The 22,405-nt window shown below is 64.4% G+C and carries 22 protein-coding genes and 1 other RNA gene; 9 read left to right on the top strand and 14 right to left on the bottom strand.

Features of this window, described 5'->3' with window-relative positions; genetic code table 11:
- Positions 1 to 64: 64 nt before the first annotated feature.
- The 9 genes from CXB49_RS10035 to CXB49_RS10075 form a co-directional block, all read right to left on the bottom strand.
- A complete protein-coding gene (locus CXB49_RS10035; RefSeq protein ID WP_233493031.1) occupies positions 65 to 2,941 on the bottom strand; it encodes a DNA translocase FtsK in 2,877 nt (958 codons plus the stop codon).
- Between the two features lie 211 nt (positions 2,942 to 3,152).
- Complete coding sequence (locus CXB49_RS10040; RefSeq protein WP_101708262.1) at positions 3,153 to 3,659, bottom strand: phosphatidylglycerophosphatase A; 507 nt, start codon at positions 3,657 to 3,659, stop codon at positions 3,153 to 3,155.
- Positions 3,643 to 4,593: a thiamine-phosphate kinase gene (gene thiL, locus CXB49_RS10045; protein WP_101708263.1), complete on the bottom strand. Its 951-nt coding sequence runs from the start codon at positions 4,591 to 4,593 to the stop codon at positions 3,643 to 3,645. Before thiL ends, CXB49_RS10040 begins: the two co-directional genes overlap by 17 nt.
- Positions 4,594 to 4,650: 57 nt before the next feature.
- The gene (nusB, locus tag CXB49_RS10050) at positions 4,651 to 5,100 is read right to left on the bottom strand and encodes a transcription antitermination factor NusB (RefSeq protein WP_101708264.1); all 450 of its coding nucleotides are present in this window, start codon (positions 5,098 to 5,100) and stop codon (positions 4,651 to 4,653) included.
- Between the two features lie 72 nt (positions 5,101 to 5,172).
- On the bottom strand, positions 5,173 to 5,640 hold the full coding sequence (gene ribH, locus CXB49_RS10055) for a 6,7-dimethyl-8-ribityllumazine synthase (RefSeq protein WP_101708265.1): 468 nt from the start codon (positions 5,638 to 5,640) through the stop codon (positions 5,173 to 5,175).
- Positions 5,641 to 5,699: 59 nt separating this feature from the next.
- Entirely contained in the window at positions 5,700 to 6,824 is a 1,125-nt protein-coding gene (ribBA, locus tag CXB49_RS10060) for a bifunctional 3,4-dihydroxy-2-butanone-4-phosphate synthase/GTP cyclohydrolase II (RefSeq protein ID WP_101708266.1), read from the bottom strand.
- 29 nt (positions 6,825 to 6,853) lie between these two features.
- The gene (locus tag CXB49_RS10065) at positions 6,854 to 7,516 is read right to left on the bottom strand and encodes a diphthine--ammonia ligase (protein ID WP_101708267.1); all 663 of its coding nucleotides are present in this window, start codon (positions 7,514 to 7,516) and stop codon (positions 6,854 to 6,856) included.
- Positions 7,513 to 8,130 (bottom strand): riboflavin synthase subunit alpha, encoded by a 618-nt coding sequence (locus CXB49_RS10070; protein ID WP_101708268.1) that lies wholly within the window; start codon positions 8,128 to 8,130, stop codon positions 7,513 to 7,515. The genes CXB49_RS10065 and CXB49_RS10070 overlap by 4 nt, the downstream gene beginning before the upstream one ends.
- A gap of 120 nt (positions 8,131 to 8,250) precedes the next feature.
- Entirely contained in the window at positions 8,251 to 10,476 is a 2,226-nt protein-coding gene (locus tag CXB49_RS10075; RefSeq protein ID WP_158300737.1) for a TonB-dependent receptor domain-containing protein, read from the bottom strand.
- Positions 10,477 to 10,610: 134 nt separating this feature from the next.
- On the opposite strand from CXB49_RS10075, the gene CXB49_RS10080 reads away from it, so the two are divergent.
- From CXB49_RS10080 to CXB49_RS10090, 3 genes are all read left to right on the top strand, one after another.
- Positions 10,611 to 12,221: a peptide chain release factor 3 gene (locus tag CXB49_RS10080; RefSeq protein WP_101708270.1), complete on the top strand. Its 1,611-nt coding sequence runs from the start codon at positions 10,611 to 10,613 to the stop codon at positions 12,219 to 12,221.
- Between the two features lie 3 nt (positions 12,222 to 12,224).
- Positions 12,225 to 13,073 (top strand): mechanosensitive ion channel domain-containing protein, encoded by an 849-nt coding sequence (locus CXB49_RS10085; protein ID WP_101708271.1) that lies wholly within the window; start codon positions 12,225 to 12,227, stop codon positions 13,071 to 13,073.
- A 66-nt stretch (positions 13,074 to 13,139) separates the two neighbouring features.
- Positions 13,140 to 13,784: a TetR/AcrR family transcriptional regulator gene (locus CXB49_RS10090; protein WP_101708272.1), complete on the top strand. Its 645-nt coding sequence runs from the start codon at positions 13,140 to 13,142 to the stop codon at positions 13,782 to 13,784.
- A gap of 63 nt (positions 13,785 to 13,847) precedes the next feature.
- Here CXB49_RS10090 and CXB49_RS10095 read toward each other — a convergent pair whose 3' ends face one another.
- Entirely contained in the window at positions 13,848 to 14,204 is a 357-nt protein-coding gene (locus tag CXB49_RS10095; RefSeq protein WP_158300738.1) for a hypothetical protein, read from the bottom strand.
- A 341-nt stretch (positions 14,205 to 14,545) separates the two neighbouring features.
- Positions 14,546 to 15,754, bottom strand: coding sequence for an amino acid aminotransferase (locus CXB49_RS10100; RefSeq protein ID WP_101708274.1), 1,209 nt, complete (start codon positions 15,752 to 15,754; stop codon positions 14,546 to 14,548).
- Between the two features lie 271 nt (positions 15,755 to 16,025).
- On the opposite strand from CXB49_RS10100, the gene CXB49_RS10105 reads away from it, so the two are divergent.
- On the top strand, positions 16,026 to 16,304 hold the full coding sequence (locus CXB49_RS10105; RefSeq protein ID WP_101708275.1) for a hypothetical protein: 279 nt from the start codon (positions 16,026 to 16,028) through the stop codon (positions 16,302 to 16,304).
- Positions 16,305 to 16,352: 48 nt separating this feature from the next.
- Here CXB49_RS10105 and CXB49_RS10110 read toward each other — a convergent pair whose 3' ends face one another.
- Together CXB49_RS10110 and argE are read right to left on the bottom strand one after the other, a co-directional pair.
- A complete protein-coding gene (locus CXB49_RS10110) occupies positions 16,353 to 17,732 on the bottom strand; it encodes a sodium-dependent transporter (RefSeq protein WP_101708276.1) in 1,380 nt (459 codons plus the stop codon).
- A gap of 199 nt (positions 17,733 to 17,931) precedes the next feature.
- On the bottom strand, positions 17,932 to 19,098 hold the full coding sequence (gene argE, locus CXB49_RS10115) for an acetylornithine deacetylase (protein ID WP_101708277.1): 1,167 nt from the start codon (positions 19,096 to 19,098) through the stop codon (positions 17,932 to 17,934).
- Between the two features lie 138 nt (positions 19,099 to 19,236).
- Between argE and ffs the strand changes: the two genes are divergently transcribed.
- Both ffs and CXB49_RS10125 read left to right on the top strand, forming a co-directional pair.
- An RNA gene (gene ffs / locus CXB49_RS10120) (signal recognition particle sRNA small type) lies at positions 19,237 to 19,335 on the top strand.
- 265 nt (positions 19,336 to 19,600) lie between these two features.
- Complete coding sequence (locus CXB49_RS10125) at positions 19,601 to 19,924, top strand: DNA-binding transcriptional regulator (RefSeq protein ID WP_101708278.1); 324 nt, start codon at positions 19,601 to 19,603, stop codon at positions 19,922 to 19,924.
- A 131-nt stretch (positions 19,925 to 20,055) separates the two neighbouring features.
- On the opposite strand, the gene CXB49_RS10130 is transcribed toward CXB49_RS10125, so the two are convergent.
- Complete coding sequence (locus CXB49_RS10130; protein ID WP_101708279.1) at positions 20,056 to 20,505, bottom strand: universal stress protein; 450 nt, start codon at positions 20,503 to 20,505, stop codon at positions 20,056 to 20,058.
- 117 nt (positions 20,506 to 20,622) lie between these two features.
- On the opposite strand from CXB49_RS10130, the gene CXB49_RS10135 reads away from it, so the two are divergent.
- From CXB49_RS10135 to CXB49_RS10145, 3 genes are all read left to right on the top strand, one after another.
- A complete protein-coding gene (locus tag CXB49_RS10135; protein WP_101708280.1) occupies positions 20,623 to 21,051 on the top strand; it encodes a thioesterase family protein in 429 nt (142 codons plus the stop codon).
- An 18-nt stretch (positions 21,052 to 21,069) separates the two neighbouring features.
- Positions 21,070 to 21,483 (top strand): hypothetical protein, encoded by a 414-nt coding sequence (locus CXB49_RS10140; protein WP_101708281.1) that lies wholly within the window; start codon positions 21,070 to 21,072, stop codon positions 21,481 to 21,483.
- A gap of 69 nt (positions 21,484 to 21,552) precedes the next feature.
- Entirely contained in the window at positions 21,553 to 22,404 is an 852-nt protein-coding gene (locus CXB49_RS10145) for a MoxR family ATPase (protein ID WP_101708282.1), read from the top strand.
- Position 22,405 lies beyond the last annotated feature (1 nt).

Raw genomic sequence — 22,405 nt, forward strand, 5'->3', positions numbered from 1 at the left:
GCGATGAAGAAAGCGCGCCGGAAGGCGCGCTTTTCATTGCAACGACGCGGGCCCGGGGCCGCGCTCAAAAATCGCGTTGCGGCACCAGCACCGTGCGGTTGCCGTTGCTCTCCATCGGGCTGACGATGCCGGCTGCCTCCATCTCCTCTATCAGCCGCGCGGCGCGGTTGTAGCCTATGCGCAGATGGCGCTGTACGCCGGAAATCGACGGCTTGCGGGTGCGCAGCACGATTTCCACCGCCTCGTCGTACAAGGGGTCGGTCTCCGTCGCCGCCTGCGCCTTGGCCGTGGCGTCCGCGGATGCGTCGTCCGCCTCGCTTTCGCCGGTCAGCAGGCCTTCCACATAGTCCGGCTCGCCGAACTGCTTCAGATGTTCGACCACCGCGTGGACCTCGTCGTCGGTGACGAAGGCGCCATGCACGCGCTGCGGATAGCCGGTGCCCGGCGGCAGGTAGAGCATGTCCCCTTGGCCCAGCAGGCTCTCCGCGCCCATTTGGTCCAGAATGGTGCGGCTGTCTATCTTGCTGGACACCTGGAAGGCGATGCGGGTCGGGATGTTGGCCTTGATCAAGCCGGTGATCACATCGACGGACGGCCGCTGGGTGGCCAGAATCAGGTGGATGCCGGCGGCGCGCGCCTTCTGCGCCAGTCGGGCGATCAATTCCTCTATCTTCTTGCCGGCCACCATCATCAAGTCGGCGAACTCATCGACCACCACGACGATGAACGGCAGCGTGTCGAGCGGTTCCGGCGTTTCCGGCGTCAGGCTGAACGGATTGGCGATGCGCTGGCCGCGCTCGGCGGCCTCGCGCACCTTCTGGTTGTAGCCGGCCAGATTGCGCACGCCCAGCGAGCTCATCAGCCGGTAGCGGCGTTCCATCTCGCCGACGCACCAGTTCAGCGCGTTGGCGGCCAGCTTCATGTCGGTGACCACCGGCGCCAGCAGATGCGGGATGTCGTTGTAGACCGACAGCTCCAGCATCTTGGGGTCGATCATGATGAAGCGGACTTCGTCCGGCGTCGCCTTGTACAGCAGCGACAATATCATCGCGTTGACGCCGACCGACTTGCCGGAACCGGTGGTGCCGGCGACCAGCAGGTGCGGCGCCTTGGCCAGATCCGTCACAACCGGCTCGCCGGTGATGTCCTTGCCCAGGGCCATGGTCAGCCGCGACGCGTTATTCTGGAACACGTCGGCGGAGAAAATTTCCGACAGCCGTATCATCTGCCGCTTCGGATTGGGCAGCTCCAGGCCCATGCAGGTCTTGCCCGGTATCGTCTCCACCACCCGGATCGAGGCCAGACCCAGCGCGCGCGACAGATCCTTCATCAGGTTCACCACCTGGTTGCCGCGCACGCCGACCGCCGGCTCCACTTCGTAGCGGGTGATCACCGGACCGGCATAGGCGTCCACCACGCTGACCTTGACCTTGAACTCGGCGCACTTTTCCTCGATGACGATGCCGCGCTCGATCAGTTCGTCCTGGTTGCAGGCTTCCTGGGCCGCATCGGCCGGGCTCAGTAGTTCCAGACCGGGCAGCATGGAGTCGTCGTAATCGACGCGCGCCGCCGCCGATGTCTCGGCATCGGCCTCCGTGTCGGCCTGGTCCGTCGACTGCGTCTGCGCAAGCGTGACCTGTTCAAACGGTATCTGCTCAAGCGGGATCGGAGGCGCTGCCGGCGCGTCCACCAGCACCCAGGGCAGCGGGCTGGCCACCAGCTTGTCGGCGGTCGCCGCCAGCGTCGGCGCCGGCGCCGCGTCCTGCAGCACCGTCTGCTGGACGATGGCCGGCTTGGCGTCCTGCTGCTGCACCAGTACGTCGCGGGTCTGCGGCCAGCGCCACGGCGTGCGGACGGACGGCGGCTCGGCTTCAGCCTGGGCCGCCGGCGATTCCGCTTCGACTGTCGTCATCGGCGGCGGCTCGATCTCGGGCAGCGGCTCGGCCTCGTGGGCCTGCGGCGCCGGTTCCGGCTCGCCTATTCGCGGCCACGACTCGACGCCGGCGAAAGATTCGACGTTGTCGTCTTCGGCCGCTTGCTCAGGCGGCAACGGCGCAGGCGTCTCGACCTCCTCGACAACGATCTGGACCGGCGCGATGGGCACGGACTCGATGACGATTTCAGCAACCGGCGGCGGCGGAGGATCGGCCGGCCGCGGGCTGGGCGCCGGCGTCGGACGCGGCAACTCGACGACAGGCAGCGGCTTGGCCGGTTCGGCCCGGGCCGCCGGCTTGGCGCGCGGAATCGGCACCAGCTCCACCGGGGGCAACGGCGGCGGAGCGGATGGGACCGCGCGGCGATGGGCGTGCAGGCTGGCGACCTTGACGCGCACTTCGTGGCTGCCGATCACCGGCAATTCGCCGCTCCCGTCGCCATCCGCTCCGGCGCCGCGCGCGTGCTGCCTACGGCGGTAGTCCTGCTGCAGGTTGTCCTGCATTTCCGACAGGCCGATCACCGGCAAATCGTCACGCTCGGCGACGCGCGGCAACGGGCGCGCCTTCTTGCGGTAGTCGCGCGACAGCTCCAGCGTCGGCAACTCGGCCGGCGACTCGCGGCGCTCAGCCGGCGGCCTAGGCGGCAGCACGATGGTTTCGCGAGTATCGCGCACCGTGTCGGCGACCGCGTCGACCGGCGCTGGACGCGGCCGGAATATCGGCCGCGGCATGGCCACTGGCGGAATCGCTTCAGGCGCCGGCGCGATCGGCGCCGAGGGCCGGGATTTGATCTCGGCGGGATCGGCCGCCATCGCGGCTTCCGCTTCGACCGCGACCGGCTTGCGCGCTTCGTCGGCGAAGTAATCGGGCTCGTAACGCTCGGCCCGGCCCTCGACGCCGAGCATGCGGTCCAGCTTCTGCGTCAGCATAGGCAAAGACAGCTTTTTGCTCTTGATCAGCCAGCCGGCCAGCGCCAGCAGCGGCAACAGTAAGACTACAAACCACACAGTGGAAAACCCCGAATTCTAGCCGCCCGCCGTTGTCGCGGACGCGTTTTGGTCGATGGCGGCGCGATGCGCGCACGCATCCGTCAAACCGCCTGTCACTTTTATCGTCGAATTGTAACGGCTTTACCGTCGTCCGGCAGGCCGATTTGCATCAGCGCCTGTTTACGCTCTTTTTGCGCCGCGATACTCGTAAAAGACCGTGAACAGGCTGTTACAGCCAGCGCCAGATCAGCGCTTGCGCCGCCAGCGCGAACAGCGCGGCGATCACGTCGTCCACCATCACGCCGAAACCGCCGCCGACGCGCTGGTCGAACCAGCGTATCGGCCATGGCTTGACGATGTCGAATAGGCGGAACAGCGCGAAGGCCAGAATCCAGCCGGCCCAGCCGGCCGGCGCGAAAGCCAGCACCAGCAGCATGCCGACGACCTCGTCCCAGACGATGCCGCCGTAGTCGTGCACGCCCAGCGCCTTGCCGGTGACGCCGCACACGTATACGCCGAGCAAGAACAGCGGCAGGCACAGCGCCGCCAGCATCCAGCCGGAAACGCCCAGCGCCTGCAGCGGGAAGAACAGCGGATAGGCCACCAGCGTGCCCCAGGTGCCCGGCGCCTTCTTCATCAAACCGCTGCCGAAGCCGAAGGACAGCAAATGCTCGGGCCTGCTCAGCAGAAAGCGCCAGTTTGGCGTCGTTTTCGGGGTCTCAGCCGAAATGGTCATAACCTTCCTTGTCCAGTTTCACTATCTGGCCGGCGGCATCCAGCAGGCGGCCGCCCTGCCCGTCCAGCACGCGGCCGATGCGGGTCGCCCGGCAGCCACAGGCCGCGGCGGCGGCCTCGATGCCGGCCCGCGCGCCCGGCGGCGCGGTGAACACCAGTTCGTAGTCGTCGCCGCCGGCGGCCAGGCAATCGATGTATTCCAGCCTGTCGGTCTCCAGCCGCGGATGCGACGGCAGGCTGTCGGCCCATACTTCGCCGGCCACGCCGGAGGCGCTCAGGATGTGGCCGAGGTCGGCCATCAGTCCGTCCGACACGTCGGCGGCGGCATGGGCCAACGGCAGCAGCGCCGCGCCCAGCGCCAGCCTCGGCTCCGGGTACTCCAGTTTGTGTCTGGCCGCGGCCAGCAGTTCCGCATCGTTTACATTCAGCCGCCCCAGGCGCTGACGCACCGCCAGCGCGCCCAGCCCCAATTCGCCGGAGACCCAGATATCGTCGCCGGCCCTGGCGGCGTCGCGCCGCAGCGCCCGGCCGGACGGCGTCTCGCCCATTATCGTGACCGACAGCGTCAGCGGGCCGCCGGTGGTGTCGCCGCCTATCAGTTCGACGCCGTGCGCGTCGGCCAGCGCGAAAAAGCCGGCGGCGAACTCCGCCACCCAGGCTTGGTCGGCGCGCGGCAGCGCGATGGCCAGCAAGGCCCAGCGCGGCGTCGCGCCCATCGCCGCCATATCGGACAGATTGACGGCCAGCGTCTTGTGGCCCAGCGCGCGCGGCGCGACGTCGGCGAAGAAATGGCGCCCCTCGACCAGCATGTCGACCGACACGTGCAGCTCATGGCCGGGCGTAGGCCGCACGATGGCGGCGTCGTCGCCGACGCCCAGCAACGCCGACGGCGCGGCGCGCTTGAAGTAACGGCCTATCAGTTCGAATTCCTTCATGGCCCCTCACGCAAAAACACCCGCCGGCGGCGGGTGTGATCGAACGGCAGCGCCGGCTCAGTCCTGCTTGCGGCGCTGCTTCTGCGCCAGCACTTCGTCGCCGCGCACTTCGGCGGCCAGCTTGTCCAGCACGCCATTGACGAATTTGTGGCCGTCGGTGCCGCCGAAGGTCTTGGTGATCTCGATGGCTTCGTTGATGATCACCGGATACGGCGTTTCCGGGCTCTGCGTCAGCTCCAGCGCGGCCATCAGCAGCACGGCGCGCTCGACCGGGCTGACTTCGTCCTCGGCGCGCTCGTAGTAGCGGCCGATCTGGACCGACAGCGTGCCGACGTCCTTCAGCACGCCGTACAGGATGCTGCGGAACAGCGCCTCGTCGGCCTTGGCGAAGTATTCGTTCTCGCGCAGGTGCTTTTCAATCAGCGAAGCCGGACGATCCTGGTTCAGCTCCCATTCGTAAATGCCTTGCACGGCGAATTCACGGGCGCGGCGGCGGGCGGTTTTCATGTTGGCGATTCCTTGAAAAGAGCAAGGGAAGCGGCGATCGCGCGCGCTTCCCGTCTGTGGCGGCGGGCGGGATCAGCCGCGCAGCGCCTTGTGCAGATTGGCCATCTCCACCGCGACGCGGGCGGCGTCGCCGCCCTTCTCCTGCATGCGGACTTCCGCCTGCTCGTCGTTCTCGGTGGTCAGGATGGCGTTGGCTACCGGAATGTCGAAGTCCAGGCCGACGCGGGTGACGCCGGCGCCGGATTCGTTCGATACCAGCTCGAAATGATAGGTTTCGCCGCGGATCACCGCGCCCAGCGCCACCAGCGCGTGGTAACGGCCGGTCTTGGCCATGGTCTGCAGCACCAGCGGCACCTCCAGCGCGCCCGGCACGGTGGCCAGCGTCACATCGGCGGCGGCAACGCCCAGCCGGCCCAGTTCGGCGAGGCAGGCGTCGCGCAGGCCGTGGCATACCGGCGTGTTGAAACGCGCCATCACAATGCCGATTTTCAGGCCCTGACCGGACAGGTTGGGTTCGATACGCTGGATGGTTTCAAGCATGGGAGTCCTCGCGGCGAAAACACTAAGGAAAGCCGGCGATTGTACCCCAAGCGCGGCGATTAGGCCACGCCCGCGCCGTCCTGCCCATCGACATGAAAGTGGCCAGGCTGGCTGAAACCGGTCACTTCCAGCTCGAAGCCGGCCATCGACGGCAGACTCACCGGGCTGGACATCAGCCGCATCTTGCCGACGCCGAGCGCTTTCAGCATCTGCGCGCCGATGCCGAAGGTCTTGCTGTCCCACTTCTGCCGCTGCGGCTCCTGGCCGAGCGCCCGTTGAGCCAGATCGACGCCGGTCTCGTCGCGGTACAGCAGCACCATCACGCCGCAGCCTTCGTCCTCTATCGTTTCCAGCGCATTGGGCAGCGTCCAGGAATGATGGCTGCACAAGGGCGCCAGCATGTCGATCACCGACAACGGCTCATGCACCCGCACCAGGGTCTCCCGGTCGGCGCGGATCTTGCCCTTGCTCAGCGCCAGATGGGTGGCCGAGGTGGTGATGTCGCGGAACACGTGCAGGTCGAAGCTGCCGAACGGCGTCTCCACCGGCCGCTCGCCGACCTTTTCCACCAGCGACTCGGTGCGGCTCCGGTACTGGATCAGGTCGGAGATGGTGCCTATCTTCAGGCCATGCTGTTTGGCGAACTCCAGCAATTCCGGCAGGCGCGCCATCGTGCCGTCGTCGTTCATGATCTCGCAGATCACGCCGGCCGGCCCGACACCTGCCAGCATCGCCAGATCGCAGCCGGCTTCGGTATGGCCGGCGCGGATCAGCACGCCGCCGTTCTGCGCCTTCAGCGGAAACACGTGGCCCGGCTGCACCAGATCGCTGGCCTTGGCCAATCTTGCCACCGCGGTCTTGATGGTGTGGGCGCGGTCGGCGGCGGAGATGCCGGTGGTGACGCCTTCGGCCGCCTCGATGGACACGGTGAAGTTGGTGCCGAAGCTGGTGCCGTTGTTGCCGGTCATCATCGGCAGGTTCAACCGCTGGCAGCGCTCCTCGCTCAACGTCAGGCAGATCAGGCCGCGGCCGTGCTTGGCCATGAAGTTGATCGCCTCCGGCGTGACGAATTCGGCCGCCATCACCAGATCGCCCTCGTTCTCGCGGTCTTCGGCGTCCATCAGCACCACCATCTTGCCAGCCTGGATGTCGGCGATGATGTCTTGAATCGGGGAAATGGCCATTGCTGTGCTCCTTTGTCTGTCCGCCCGTCTCATGCGGGCAATAAATCCAGCGCCCGGTATTCGCCGAGCGTCGCCGTTTCGCCGTCTCGCAGCGCCAGCGGCTTGTTGAACAAGGGGCCGTCCACCACCAGCGTGTGGAACTCGCCCGCCTCGCCGCAGGGATCCACGCCCTCGGCCAGCATGTCTTCTATCAGCTGCCGGTTGAAAGTCCGGCCCAGCCACTTTTCATCCACCAGCGCGGTATTGACCATCACCACGCGGGCGACGAATCCCGCATTGACGAACGCCCGCGCCAGATCGGCGCGGGCCTGCCGCCACAAAGGCAGGATCGCGCCGAGGCCCGCCTCGGCGCAGACGCCCTCTTCCCATTCGCGGTGCGCGTCCAGATCGATGTCGCCGAACACCACGGCCTGGACGCCGTCCGCTCTGGCCGCGCGCAAGCGCTCGATGAAGACCTCGCGATAATCATTCCAGCTCGCCTTCCCCAAACACTGGGGCAGCCCCAATGCCTGAGCCTGAAGCGCCAGCACCTCGGGCCGCGCGCCATGCGAGCGGGAGCGCCCGCCGGTCTCGTCCAGCATGGTCAGCAGCGCCTTCGGCTTGGCGCCGGCCTGGACCGCGCGCCACAGGGCGAGGCAACTGTCCTTGCCGCCGCTCCACGACGCCAGCACCGGCAGATCGCGCAAGATCACGCGGCCTGGCCGCGCTGAGCCAGCACGCGCTCGACGGTGTCGACGATGGCCTGGGTCTGCGGGTCTATCTCGATATTGATCTTGTCGCCCGGCCGGCGGCTGGCGATATTGGTCCGGTTCAACGTTTCCGGAATCAGATGGACGCAGAAGCGGCGACCCTCGACCGCGCCTATCGTCAGACTGATGCCGTCTATTCCGATATAGCCCTTGGTGAACACGTATTTTTCCAGACCGGCCGGCAGCTCGAACCAGACGGTGTGGTTGTTCGGAGATTCCACGACGTCGGAAACCGCGGCGAGTCCCATTACGTGGCCGGACATCGCGTGGCCGCCGATGTCGTCGCCGAAGCGCGCCGCGCGCTCCACATTGACGCCGTCGCCGGCCTTCAGCGCGCCCAGATTGGTGACGCGCAGCGTTTCCTGCATCAGATCGAAATGAACGAGGTCGCCGTCGACGCGGGTGACGGTCAGACAGCAGCCGTTATGGGCCACCGAGGCGCCGAGCTGCAGGCTAGGAAGCATCGCCTGGGGCAGACGGACGATATGGGTGCGGAAATCCTGCTTTTCTTCGATGGCGACCACTTCGGCCACGCCCTGGACGATACCGGTGAACACGGCAAGCTCCTTCGCTTTGATTGTCGTTTGGACGATATTGTAGCCGAACGGCCGTTTTCCAATCCGCCGCCGTCATAAAAAAACCGGCCAGCGGCCGGTTCGGGAATGATGCGCGACGGATCAGAAGCGCCAGGACACGCTGCTGCGGATCGCTCGGCCCATGCCTTCGGCGCCCTCGGTCAGATACGGCTGGTAGCTGCGGTTGAACAGATTGTCGACCGACAGCCGCGCCTCCATGCCCTTCAGCGCGGCCTGCTTCGGCTGCCACACCGCGAACAAGCCCGCCAGCGCGTAACCGTGCTGGGCCGGATAGGCGTAGCTGACCGCCTCCGGATTGACGTTCTGCGGCACGCGGTCCTGGGCGCGGATGAATTTGCCCTGGGCGCCCAGCGTCAGTCCTATCGGCGCGATAGTGTAGCCGGCCGACAGCACGGCCTTGCGCGGCGGAACGTCCACCATAGGCTCGTCCTTGCCCCATGGGTCGCGCAGACTGTGGCGGCGCTCGCCGACGATGGACGACAAGGACAGGCCGGCGAAGAAGCCGCGCCACTGATAGCGGCTGTCGAACTCGAAGCCGTCTATCACATAGCCCGGCAGATTGCGGTAGAAGCCTATCACCGCCGGCAGCGGCGCGCCCGGCGCGTCGCCGCGATTCTGGCCGATGCGCTGGCCGATGGCGTCGGTGACGTCCTGGCGGAACCAGGTCAGGCTGGCGGCCAGCTTGTCGCCGGCGGCCAACATGCCGCCGCCGTCGAAGGCCAGGCCCAGTTTCAGCGCTTTCAGCTTCTCCGGCTGAAGCTGGCGGCTGCTGGCTGTGGTGCTGCCCAGGGTCTGCACGTCGTAGACCTCGTCGGCGTTCGGCGCGCGCCAGGTGCGGGCGTAGCCGGCGTCCAGCGTCCAGTTCGGCAGGAAGCGCCAGCTGGCGGCCAGTCGCGGCGACCAGCCGGAGAAATGCAGCGGGCTGTAGTCGTGCCCCTTGGCCGGATTGTTGTAAGTGGAGGCCAGATTTCGCCGGCCGCGCACCTCGATGTCGTCGTAGCGCAGCGACGGCGTCAGGCTGACGCCGTCCAGCGGCTTCCATTCATGCACCCAGTAGGCCGACTGCATCGTTTCGCTACCCGGCGGCGAGTAGCGCGGATTCATCAATCCGTAGTTGTAGGTCTTGTCCTTGGCCTTGCTCGGCATATAGGCCAGCGCGTCGCGGTCCTTGCGCGACCAGCTGGCGCCGACGGTCACGACCTGGCTGGTCCAGCCCTCGCCCAGACTGGCGACGTTGCGCAGCTCCCATTGCTTGTCGCGCTGGGTCACCCAGCTTTCCTTGCCGAACTGCGAATCGAAGGCAGTGCTGCTGGCGTTGTCGGGACGGGTGTCGTGCTGGAAGCGGCGCGACTGGGCGTAGCTCAGCGTCAGGTCCAGCCACGGCATGCGGCTGCTGACGTAGTTCCAGCTGGCGGTCATCGAGTCTATCCGCTGCTCGCGCCAGACCGTTTTCAGCAGCCAGGCCTCGTCCAAACCGTACTTCTTGATGTCGGACGCCGACGGCGCCGGGATGTCGCCGCGCCTGGCGGCCCACGGCGTGCGCAACTCGTCGTCCTGGCGCACCAGGCCCAGCTTCAGGCTGTGGCCTTCGGCCGGGCGCCAGCCCAGCTTCAGCATGCCGCCCTGCTGCTCGCCGCCGGAGAAGCGGTAAGGCGTGCCGTCCGGCTGCACCCCGTCTCCGCCGCGGCTATGCGTGATATAGGCCAGGATGTCGGCCGGCTTGCCGGCGCCGCCGGCGTAGGCCGCCAGCGACTGGCTGAAACGGTGGCCGTTGTCCTGGTAGCCCAGCTTGGCGAAACCGCCGACGTTGCGGCCCGGCAGCAGCAACTCGTCCACGCTCTTGGTTTCCGCCTTCACCACGCCGCCGAAGGCGCCGTTGCCGTAGAACGGCGAGTGGCCGCCCTTGATCACCTCCACCGACCCGAGCAACTCGGGATCGACGAAGGACGTGCCCTGCTGGTATTTGTCGAAGCCCTGGCCGGCGCCGTCCAGATAGACCTGCACCTGCTCGACATCGCCGAAGCCCCAGACATTGATGGTCTGGCCGCCCGGACGCGGCGAGCCGCCGGCGTTGACGCCCGGCAGCACGTCCAGCACCTCGGCCAGCGACTGGGCCTGCGGGCGGGCGATCTCCTCCCGGCCGAGCTTGCTGACCGCCGGCGTCAATGGCACGGCGTCGGCGCTGACCTTGACGGTGTCGAGCTGCTGGCCGGCTTCGGCGCCAAGGGATGGCGAACTGGCGAGACTGAGGGAGAGGACGGTCAGGCAGAATGGGAAAACTGCGGACGGACTGCGGCCATTGGCCATGCTTTTCTGGTGCAACATCACGGGGTGGACATTTTTGTAATTGATAATCGTTATCAAATATTAACATATAAATTTCATCACCGCCTCAACTCCGGTAAAATGCCCGGTTTTACTGAATTCTCAAGCCATCGCCCATGTCCGCCGAACTGTCCCGCATCGCCGAAGAAGTCTCGCACCGCCGCACCTTCGCCATCATTTCCCACCCCGACGCCGGCAAGACCACGCTGACGGAAAAGCTGCTGCTGTTCTCCGGCGCCATCCAGATGGCCGGCACGGTGAAGGGCAAGAAAGGCGGCAAGTTCGCCACTTCGGACTGGATGGAGATCGAGAAGCAGCGCGGCATTTCGGTGGCGTCGTCGGTGATGCAGTTCGACTACCGCGACCATACCGTCAACCTGCTGGACACCCCGGGCCACCAGGACTTCTCCGAGGACACCTACCGCGTGCTGACCGCCGTCGACAGCGCGCTGATGGTGATCGACGCCGCCAAGGGCGTGGAAGAACAAACCATCAAGCTGCTGAACGTCTGCCGCCTGCGCAACACGCCCATCGTCACCTTCATGAACAAGTGCGACCGCGAAGTGCGCGACAGCCTGGAATTGCTGGATGAAGTGGAAAACGTGCTGAAAATCCGCTGCGCGCCGATCACCTGGCCGATCGGCATGGGCAAGACCTTCCGCGGCGTGTACAGCCTGTTGAACGACGCGGTGATCCTGTTCGAGGCCGGCACGGAGAAGCTGGTTTCCGATATCGAGGTGATCCAGGGCATAGACAACCCGCGCCTGGACGAGCTGTTCCCGCTGGAAATGGAACAGCTGCGAATGGAGATCGAACTGGTCAAGGGCGCCTCCAATGAATGGAGCCTGGACGAGTTCCTGGCCGGTAAACTGACCCCGGTGTTCTTCGGCTCGGCCATCAACAACTTCGGCGTCCGCGAAATCCTCAACGCGCTGATCGACTGGGCGCCGGCGCCGCAAGAGCGCGACGCCACCGTTCGCAGCGTGGACCCGAAGGAGGCCAAGTTCTCCGGCTTCGTGTTCAAGATCCAGGCCAATATGGATCCGAAGCACCGCGACCGCATCGCCTTCCTGCGCGTCTGCTCCGGCCAGTTCGAGCGCGGCATGAAGATGAAGCACCTGCGGCTGAACCGCGACATCGCCGCCTCCAGCGTCGTGACCTTCATGTCGCACGACCGCGAAATCGTGGAAGAAGCCTTTGCCGGCGACATCATCGGCATCCCCAACCACGGCAACATCCAGATCGGCGACAGCTTCTCCGAGGGCGAGGACCTGGCCTTCACCGGCATCCCCTTCTTCGCGCCGGAACTGTTCCGCTCGGTGCGGATCAAAAACCCGTTGAGGCTGAAGCAACTGCAAAAGGGCTTGCAGCAGCTCGGCGAGGAAGGCGCGGTGCAGGTGTTCAAGCCGCATAGCGGCGGCGACCTGATCCTCGGCGCAGTCGGCGTGCTGCAGTTCGAAGTGGTGGCCAGCCGCCTGGCCGCCGAATACGGCGTCGACGCCATCTTTGAATCGGCCAGCATCTGGTCCGCGCGCTGGTTCAGCTGCGACGACCGCAAGAAACTGGACGAATTCGTCAAGATGCTGCAGATGAACATCGCGACCGATGCCGGCGGCAACCTCGCCTACCTGGCGCCCAATCGCGTCAACCTGCAACTGACGCAAGAGCGCTGGCCCGACATCGTATTCCACGAAACCCGCGAGCACGCGGTGAAACTGAACGACTGAGGCATGCGGACCATCCTCGACCTGATCGCCTTCCTGCGGGAGAACTACTCGCACGAGATCACCCGCTCGCTGCTGTTGATCCTGACGCTGCTGATCAGCCGCGTGGCGGTGGACCGGCTGCTGGCGGCCAACAGCCGCGTGCCGGTCGAGGCCCGCCGGCGCTGGTCCATCAACACCCGCAACGGCCTGTTCGTCACCGGCCTGGCCGGCATAGGCTTCATCTGGGCCAACGAGCTGCAGACGCTGGCCGTGTCGATGCTGGCCTTCGCCGCGGCGTTGATCCTGGCCACCAAGGAACTGATCATGTGCCTGTCCGGCGGCGTGGTTCGACAGATGTCGAACAGCTACACGCTGGGGGACCACGTCGAAATCGGCACGGTGCGCGGCCGGGTGGTCGACATCGGCCTGTTGTCGACCACCGTGATGGAAATCGGCCCCAACCACAGCTCGCACCAGATGACCGGCCGCGCCCTCACCTTTCCCAACAGCCTGCTGCTGTCGACGCCGGTGATACGGGAAAACTATATGGGCGAGTACGTGATGCACATCATCAACGTGCCGATGGCCTACGCGGTGCCGCCGACGCAGGCGGAGCGAATGCTGATGTCGGCGGCCGAAGGCGCCTGCCAGTCGCATGTGGAGGTGGCGCGCCGCCACATGGAAGACATGGCCAAACGCTACCTGGTGGACATTCCGTCGGTGGAGCCGCGCATATCGATACAGCCAGTGGACGAAAAGCGCTATCAGTTGATCCTGCGCATCGCGATTCCGGCGCGGGAACGGCAACGTATCGAGCAAACCATCCTGCATCGATTCCTGGCCGATTGCTATCCCGTCGTCAATCCGCAATGAATAGAGCAACAACTCCAAACATCGTATACAATTGCGCTATGCGAAGTCCTTCCCAGCCGGTGCCTCATGAGTAAAACCAGAATCAAGACCTACGACCGCATCATCCAAGAGAGCCTGAAGCTGTTCAACGAACAGGGCGAACGCAGCATCACCACCAACCACATCGCGGCGCATCTGGGCATCAGTCCCGGCAATCTCTACTACCACTTCCGCAACAAGGAAGAAATCGTCTACCAGATCTTCACGATGTACCGGGAGTTCATCAACCAGCGCCTGGCCGTGCCGGAAGACCGGAAGATGACGGTCGACGATCTGGTCAATTACCTAGACACCGCCTTCCTGGCGATGTGGCAGTTCCGCTTCATGTTCTACGACCTGCCGGGGATGCTGGCGCGCAATCCGCAAATGCAGTCGGAGTACCACCAGTTCGTCAATACCGAGCTGAAGAACATCCTGGGCGAGCATTTCCGCGAGTTCATCCGTCTTGGCTTGTTGAAAATGGACGAGGAAGACATCGAGGCGGTCAGCATCAACATCTGGCTGGTGGTGAAGTTCTGGTTCGCCTTCGAGCAGACCTCGCGGCCCAAGGCCCCGATCACCGAGGAGTCGGGCCACCGCGGCGTGCTGCAGGTGCTGGCATTGCTGAAGCCCTATGTGCAGCCCGAGTACATGCACGCCTTCCGCTCGCTGTGCGAGCGCCACGCCGTCTGATACCCGCCGCCGGCAAGCAAAAAAGCCACTCCTCGGAGTGGCTTTTTTTGGCGCGCTGCCGCTTCAGGCTGCTGCTGCGGCGGTGCCGGGCACCAGATAACCCAGCAATTCGCCATTAGCCAACAACTTGCGCAAATGACTGCCGGGGGCCGAGCCGGAGTACTCCAGCTGCCGCCCTGCGCGACGGGCAACGGTGCCGTCGGCGCAAACTTCCATTTCCACTTCGAGATTCCAGAGCGCAGGGCGCGCATCCGGATCCACCGGCTCCAGCGATACGGTCAGCCGGTAGCGGCTGTCGCGGGAATAAACGTCGAGCAGGCCGAGCAGGCCCAGGTTGTTGCGGACATCGGCATCATCCGCGTCAAAAGCACCCGCAGAGATGGCCTGCGGAACCAGCACTTCAGGAAAAGTCGCAGTCATGGCATCTACCCCGAGGGTTTCCCCTCTAAACAAGCTGTTGGATTATTGTTCTTGCCGCCCCGGCTTGACCCAGGGTCTGCAATCCGACATTCATTGATGTCTTCCAGCATCATGCGGATATTTCTCGGCGTAGACAATGGCGCAGCGGGCAATTCCCTGGGCTACTAGACCAAACCTGTCCTTTTGGCCACTGCTTTCTTGGCGGCCGCGTCACAAGCGCAAGCCATTGATGTCAAATGCATTAAAAATGCACTGAAAACTGCCATCCGCTTAATCATTCGCGCGGCAAAGCATATGAAAACCCCGGCGGATGCCGGGGTTCGCCCATCGAAAAACGTCGGTCAGCCCCGCACCACCGCGGCTATCGCCGTGGCCACGTACTCGACATTGCGGCTGTTCAGCGCGGCCAGGCAGATACGCCCGGTGGACACCGCGTAAATGCCGAACTCCTCGCGCAGGCGCTCGACTTGCGCCGCGCTCAGGCCGGTGTACGAGAACATGCCGCGCTGCTCGGTGATGAAGGAGAAGTCGACGGCGACGCCGCGCGCCCGGATCGCCTCGAGCAGCGCCAGACGCATCGCGCGGATGCGATCGCGCATGCCGGCCAGCTCGTCCTCCCACTGCTGCCGCAGCTCGGCGCTGGACAGCACGGCGGCGACGATGGCGGCGCCGTGGATCGGCGGATTGGAGTAATTGGTGCGGATCACGCGCTTCAGCTGGGACATCACGCGAACCGATTCGTCCTTGCCGGCGGTGACGATGGACAGCGCGCCGACCCGCTCGCCGTACAGCGAGAAGCTCTTGGAGAAGGAGCTGGCGACGAAGAACTGCAGGCCGGAGCCGGCGAACAGCCGCACTGCCAGCGCGTCGGCGTCGATGCCGTCGGCGAAGCCCTGATAGGCCATGTCGAGGAAAGGCAACAGACCGCGCTCGCGGCAAATCCTCACCACCTCTTCCCATTGCGCGGCCGACAGGTCGGCGCCGGTGGGATTATGGCAGCAGGCATGCAGCACGATGACGGAACCGGCGTCCAGCGAGGCCAGGCAGGCCTTCATCGCGGCGAAATCCACGCCGCGGCTGGCCGCGTGGTAGTACGGGTAGTTCTCCACTTCGAAGCCGGCCGACTCGAACAAGGCGCGGTGGTTTTCCCACGACGGGTCGCTGATATAGACCTTGGACTTCGGGTTCAGCTTGCGCAGGAAATCGGCGCCTATCTTCAGCGCGCCGGTTCCGCCCAGGGCCTGGGCGGTCACCACGCGGCCGGCGGCCAACAACTCGCTGTCCTGGCCGAACAGCAGTTTCTGCACCGCCGCATCGTAGGCCGCGCCCCCCTCGATCGGTTGATAGCCGCGCGCCGGCAGCGCTTCCAGCCTGGCCTTCTCGGCGGCGCGCACCGCGGCCAGCAGCGGGATCTTGCCATTGTCGTCGGAATAGACGCCGACGCCGAGATTCACCTTGGTGTCGCGGCCGTCCGCGTTGAAGGCCTCGTTCAAACCGAGAATGGGGTCGCGCGGCGCCAGCTCCACGCCGGCGAAGATCGAAGAAGTCATACCAGGCTCCATTGCTTTGCAGATCGGCCGGCGGCTTGACGCCGGCCATAAGAAAAACCGTATCGTGCTGTTGCCTTCCGAATGCAAGGCTGTTCGCTGTCGAACAACAGTCTAACACGAGCGCGCCGGCCGGCGACAAACCACGACCCCTGGCCGGCACGGCAGGATATTGCGACCGCGCATCGACAAATCCCCATTGGTGGCATAATCAGAAGCATGACGCCGCCCACGCGGCGCTTTCCTGCCGCTCCATGCCATCCGGAGACACACGATGAAAAAGGGAATCCTGCTGTTTTGGCCGTCGTTCATCATCGCCGTCATCGCCACCGGCGTGTTCTACTCCATCTTCGACCCCGCCGAGCTGACGCTGCACGGCCACGCGCTGTTCGCCGACAAGCTGACCGCCTACTCGGTGTTCCTGCTGGTCAGCTGGGCCTTCGGCGCGCTGAACACGTCCATCGTGCTGCTGCTGGAAAAAAGCGCCCGCGACATCAACGGCTTCACGCCGCCGCCGGCCCAGGCGCCCGAGGAGGAGATTCCGCTGCCCTGAGCCGCGCCTGGATGCAAAAAAGGCCGGACATCGTCCGGCCTTTCCGTTTTAGAACACTTTCAGCCCTTTCAGCATCACCGCCAGAATCAACAGCGGCGAGACGAAGCGGAGCACGAAGAACAAGCCCCTCAGCAAGCGCTCGTTGCCCAGCGTCCCGCCGTTGCTCAGCGCGTCGCGGAAGCGGTCGAAGCCCCAGACCCAGCCGGTGAACAGGCACAGGCAGATGCCGCCCAGCGGCATCAGCACATTCGAGGTGATGAAGTCGAACAGGTCGAACAGCGTCATGCCGTGGATCTTGAAGTCCGCGGTCAGGCTGTTGGACAGCGCGCAACCGGCGCCGACCACGGCCAGCAGCAACAGATTGATCACGGTGGAGCGGACGCGGCTGATGCCGAAGCGCTCGCTGAGCACCGACACCGGCACTTCCAGGATGGACAGCATCGCGCCGGTGGCGGCGATGGCGGCCAGCACGAAGAACACCACCATGAACAGATGGCCCAGCGGCATGCTGGCGAATACCGCCGGAATGGTGATGAACAGCAGCGACGGACCGGCTTCCGGCTTGAAGCCGAAGGCGAACACCGCCGGGAAGATGGCGATGCCGGCCAGCAGCGACACGAACAGGTCGGCGCACATGACGCGGAAGGTCGTCAGCGGAATGTCCTGATCGTCGCGGAAGTAACTGCCATAGGTGATCATCGTGCCCATGCCGATGGACAGTTTGAAGAAGGCCAGACCCATCGCCGTCAGCACTACCGCCGCGCTGATCTTGGAGAAGTCGGGCGTGAACAGAAAGGCCAGGCCCTGGCCGGCGCCCGGCAGCATCAAGCTGCGCGCGCCGATGACGACCAGCAGCACGAACAGCAGCGGCATCAATTTCTTGGTCACCGCCTCGATGCCCTTGGACACGCCCAGCAGCAGGATGCCGCCTATCAGCGCCAGCACCAGCCACTGCCACAGCAGCGACTGCAGCGGATCGGAAATCAGCGAGGAGAAGGCGTCCGACGTGACCTTGGGGTCGCGCGACAGGATCTCGCCGCCTATCGCCTTGAAGATGTAGGCGAACACCCAGGCCGCCACCTCGGAATAGAAGGCCATGATCAGGAAGGCGGCGAACACGCCGAAAACGCCGACCAGCCACCACGGGCGCCCCGCCGGCCCCAGCTTGGCCAGCGTGGTCACGGCGTCGCGCTTGGCCTTGCGGCCCAGCATGATTTCGGAAATCATCACCGGCAGGCCGACCACCAGCGTGGCCAGCACATACACCACCAGGAAGCCGGCGCCGCCATTGGTGCCGGTCAGATACGGAAACTTCCAAATATTGCCCAAGCCCACCGCCGAGCCCAGCGTCGCCGCCAGCACGCCGAAGCTGGACGTGAATCCGTCCCGCGACTTCGCCTCTCCACCCGATTTCGATTTGTCCTGCATATTGTTCTCTCGCTAATGTAACGAGCCCGCGCGGAAATCTCCGAGCGGGCTTCTTTTGGAGCCGGCAACAAAACCATGGTGTCGCGGCGCGCCAGGCTCGGGCGCGCTGCGTGATATTGTTGGCGGCTCGTCGACCTTCGATGCTACCGGGGCAGGATTTTGAGGCCTAACGCTGATACAGGCAAAGCATTTTTTAGGTCTATTTGATTAACTTGTTAGCCAGCGCCCCCAGCCAGTCGTAGCAGGCCTGCAGTTGCGACGCTTCGATATACTCGTCCGGACGATGCGCCTGCTCGATCGAGCCCGGGCCCAGCACCACGCAGGGCATGCCGGCCTGGCTGAACAGCCCCGCCTCGGTGGTATAGGCGACGCCGGACCCGCCGTCGCAGCCGCACAGGCTGGCGACATACTGGCGAATGGCCGAAGCCGGGTCCGACTCGAAGGCCGGACTGTACACCGCCGGCTCGATGACGATGTCGGCCTCCGGCGCCACCTCCCGCATCTCCAGCAGCAGATTGGCGGCGTAGTCCGACACCGACGACACCAGGCGCTGCGGATCGTCGCCCGGCAGCCAGCGGCACTCGAACATGAACTCGCAGTCGGCCGGCACGATATTGCAGGCGATGCCGCCATGCACCAGGCCGGTCTGCATCGTGGTGAACGGCACATCATATAAGGACTGTCGATGACCGAACGCCGCCTCGGCGTCGGCCAGCTTGCGGATGTGGGTGATCAGCCGGGCGGCGTACTCGATGGCGTTGACGCCCTGAGGGGTCAGCGACGAGTGCGCCGCCCTGCCCTTCACCTTGCAACGATAATGGGCGATGCCCTTGTGGGCGATCACCGGCCGCATCGAAGTCGGCTCCCCGACCAGGCAGCCGGCGATGTCTTCTCCATCGGTGAGCAAGGCGTCGATCAGGCGCCCGACGCCGAGGCAGCCGACCTCTTCGTCGTAGGACAGCGCGATGCCTATGCCCTGAGCCAGCTTGCCGTCGGCCGCCAGCGCGACGAACAACGGCACCCGCGCCAGCACGCAGGCGATGAAGCCCTTCATGTCGGCGCTGCCGCGCCCGTACAAGCGGCCGTCGTCGCCATCGCTGAGCTCGAACGGCGGCTTGCTCCAGTCCTGGCCATCGACCGGCACCACGTCGGTATGGCCGGACAGCACGATCAACGGCTGCCCGGGCGCGCCGATGCGCGCGAACAGATTGGCCTTGCCGCCGTCGTCGTTGTACGTCAGCCGGCTGGCGATGCCGAAGCCGGCCAGATAGGCCTGGACCCACTCGATCAGCTGCAGGTTGGAATAACGGCTGGTGGTGTCGAAGCGGATCAGTTCGGCCAGCAGGCTTCGAGCGTCGTTAGGCATGGGCAATCCTGTCGGTAGCGGTATCGGCAGAGTCTGCACCCGCCGTGCCCGGCAGGCAATAGCAGCCTCGGCGGCATCATTCCGCACAAAAAATGCTTGGCAAATAGCCAATCATTAGATAGAATTCGTTCTCTCTATGGCGGGCCTCCCCGCATTGCACGGTAGCGAACCTGGTCAGGTCCGGAAGGAAGCAGCCACAGTTATTTAGTGCAAGTGCCGGGGGTTGGGCTCGCCACCCCTCCCTTCTCCGTTTTTTGCTCAGTACAATTGCAAAATTGCGACACTTTTTCAGCCATATTACGTCGTCCAGAATCAATTCCATTGTCCTTGACGATTAGATTCCGCTAACATTAGCAAAGCTGAATTTTCAAATTCATGGAACTTCACTAATTTCCCTGCATCATAAATATTCCTGTTGGATTTTTTTTGCTATTTTTAATAAGCAGGGCGAAGTCCTAAAAAAATATTAGAACCATTTGTTTCAGATACGAGAGGAACACTCATGAAACTGTTTGAAAAAATCCCGAATCCGCGGGAGATTCGCCGCAAGCTGGGCCTGAACCAACAAGAGTTCTGGAGCCGCATCGGCGTGACCCAGTCTGGCGGCTCCCGCTACGAAAGCGGCCGCAACATGCCGAAACCGGTCCGCGAGCTGCTGCGCCTGGTGCACGTCGAGCAGATCGACCTGTCCAAGGTCCGCCGCGAGGACTTCGAGATCGTCGAATACCTGAAGGAAACCCACCCCGATCTGTACAAGAGCCTGCGCAAAGCGGTTCGTACCAAGATCGAGGCTCAGGAAGGCGGCGCGGAAGTCGCAGCCGGCTAAGCGCCCTCCCCCGCAAGAAAGCCAGCCGAGCAATGCCCGGCTGGCTTTTTTATCGCCCGAATGTCGGACAAGGCCGCACCCGCCCGACGGCGGCCCCGCCATCGGCTCGCCGCGGCGAATATGGCAAGCGGCTAGTCTTCCGGCGTGCGGAGCAATAATACCGGCATATCCGCCACCTTCAGCAGGCCTTCCGCGACGCTGCCCATTAGCAGGTGCATCAGCCCGCCCAGGCCGTGCGTGCCCATCACGATCAGATCCGCGCCCCAATCGGAGGCGTCGCCGGACAGCACGGCCGCGATCTTGTCGCCCCAACTCTCCAGTATCTTGCACTCGGGCTCGACGCCTAACGCCCGAGCGCGCTCGCCGGCCTGCCCCAGCACCTGCTCGCCGGCCTGCTTGATCGACTTCTGCAACTCGGTCGCATCGAGAAACTCGGTGCCGCCCCAGCCGAACTGGGCCAGATCGACCACGTGGACCAGCTTGATCGACGAGCCGAAGATCTTGGCCAGCTTGCACGCCTCGTTCAACGCCAGGTTGGAGGTATCGCTGTCGTCCACGGGAACAAAGATTCTCTGGTACATGATGTTCCACTCCTATGAAAGAGGGCATGTCCTCAGTCTATCAAATCCTGCCGGCCTGCGTTTGACAGCCGCCGGCTTTGTTTGACATAAATGCCATGTCGCACTCGGAGAGCCCATATGGCCCGCATCGAACTGGCCCTGCCGGAACGCTTCGTATTCGAGACCTGTCTCGATGTCGGCATCGGCGACATCAACTACGCCGGCCACCTCGGCAACGACGCCATGCTGCGCCTGGCTCACGAGGCCAGGATACGGTTGCTGAAACACCTGGGCTATCCGCACGAATTGCAGGTCGAGGGACTGGGCCTGGTGGTGGCCGACATCGCCGCCTGCTACAAGGCGGAGGCCTTTCACGGCGACAGACTGCGCTTCCGGATCGGCATCGCCGACCCCAGCCGCCACGGACTGGATCTGATTTATCAGGCAGTCGATGACAACAGCGGTACAGAAGTGGCAAGATTGAAAACAGGTATCGTCTTTTTCGACTACCGGATACGCAAGATCGCCCATATGCCGGAAGCCTTTTCCGGGAAGCTCAGCCAATAGCAAACAAGGAATGGCGCCATGAGACACTACCCGCCCAACAGCCCGGAGGCGATGGCCAGACTCCTGGCCATGTTCATGATCACCGATGGCAACATGGATCCGCGCGAACTGGAGTTGCTGGAAAAACTGCATGTCTACCATTTGATCAATCTGCCTCGCAAACAGTTCTCCCAGGTGTTCCGAGACCTGTGCAACGACATTTCCGACGAGGCCGGCGACGACGGTTCGATCCGCCTGCTCGACCGCGAACGGATAGACAATCTGCTGGCCGAGGTGACCGACCGCCGCAAACGCATCCTGACCTGCGTGCTGGCGATGGACATCAGCAAGTCGGACGGCACCATCAGCGACAGCGAAATGGCGCTGCTGAGCCATATGATGAAGAGCTGGGGCGTCACGCTGGACGACCTGGCGCGGGAATTCACCCGCTAATTTCCCGGGCGGCCCGTAGCCGGCGCCGCCCTTTCGATCACTCACAATCCCGTACCACAGCCTATCCCGATGACTACCCGCTTTACCGGCACCGAACGCTATATCGCCACCGACGATCTGATGATGGCCGTCAACGCCTCCATCGCCCTGCAACGCCCGCTGCTGATCAAGGGCGAACCGGGCACCGGCAAGACCATGCTGGCCGAAGAAGTGGCCGCCAGCCTTGGTCGGGAATTGATCATCTGGCCGATCAAATCCACCACCAAGGCTCAGCACGGCCTGTACGAATACGACGCGGTATCGCGGCTGCGCGACTCGCAGCTGGGCGACGCCAAGGTGCACGACATCGCCAACTACATCGTCAAGGGCAAGCTGTGGCAGGCCTTCGAGGCCGACACGGCGCCGGTGTTGCTGATAGATGAGATAGACAAGGCTGACATCGAATTCCCCAACGACCTGCTGCGCGAACTGGACCAGATGGAATTCTTCGTCCACGAGACCCAGCAGTTCGTCCGGGCGCGCCAGCGCCCCATCATCATCATCACTTCCAACAACGAGAAGGAGCTGCCGGATGCCTTCCTGCGCCGCTGCTTCTTCCATTACATCCGCTTTCCCGAGCCGGAGACGATGCAGGCCATCGTCGACGTGCACTTTCCCGACATCCGCCAGCAGCTGGTCAAGCAGGCGCTGGAAGTGTTCTTCTCCATCCGCGAGCTGCCCGGCCTGAAAAAGAAACCTACCACCTCGGAACTGCTGGACTGGCTGAAACTGCTGGTCGGCGAGGCGGTCGCGCCGGATGAGCTGGCCGCTCGCCATGCGCAGAGCGCGCCGCCGCCGCTGGCCGGCGCGCTGCTGAAAAACGAGCAGGACCTGCAGTTGTTCGAGCGGCTGATGCAGATGGCGCGGCTGCGCCGGGGCTGAC

The sequence above is a fragment of the Chromobacterium sp. ATCC 53434 genome, assembly GCF_002848345.1.
Lineage (GTDB): Bacteria > Pseudomonadota > Gammaproteobacteria > Burkholderiales > Chromobacteriaceae > Chromobacterium.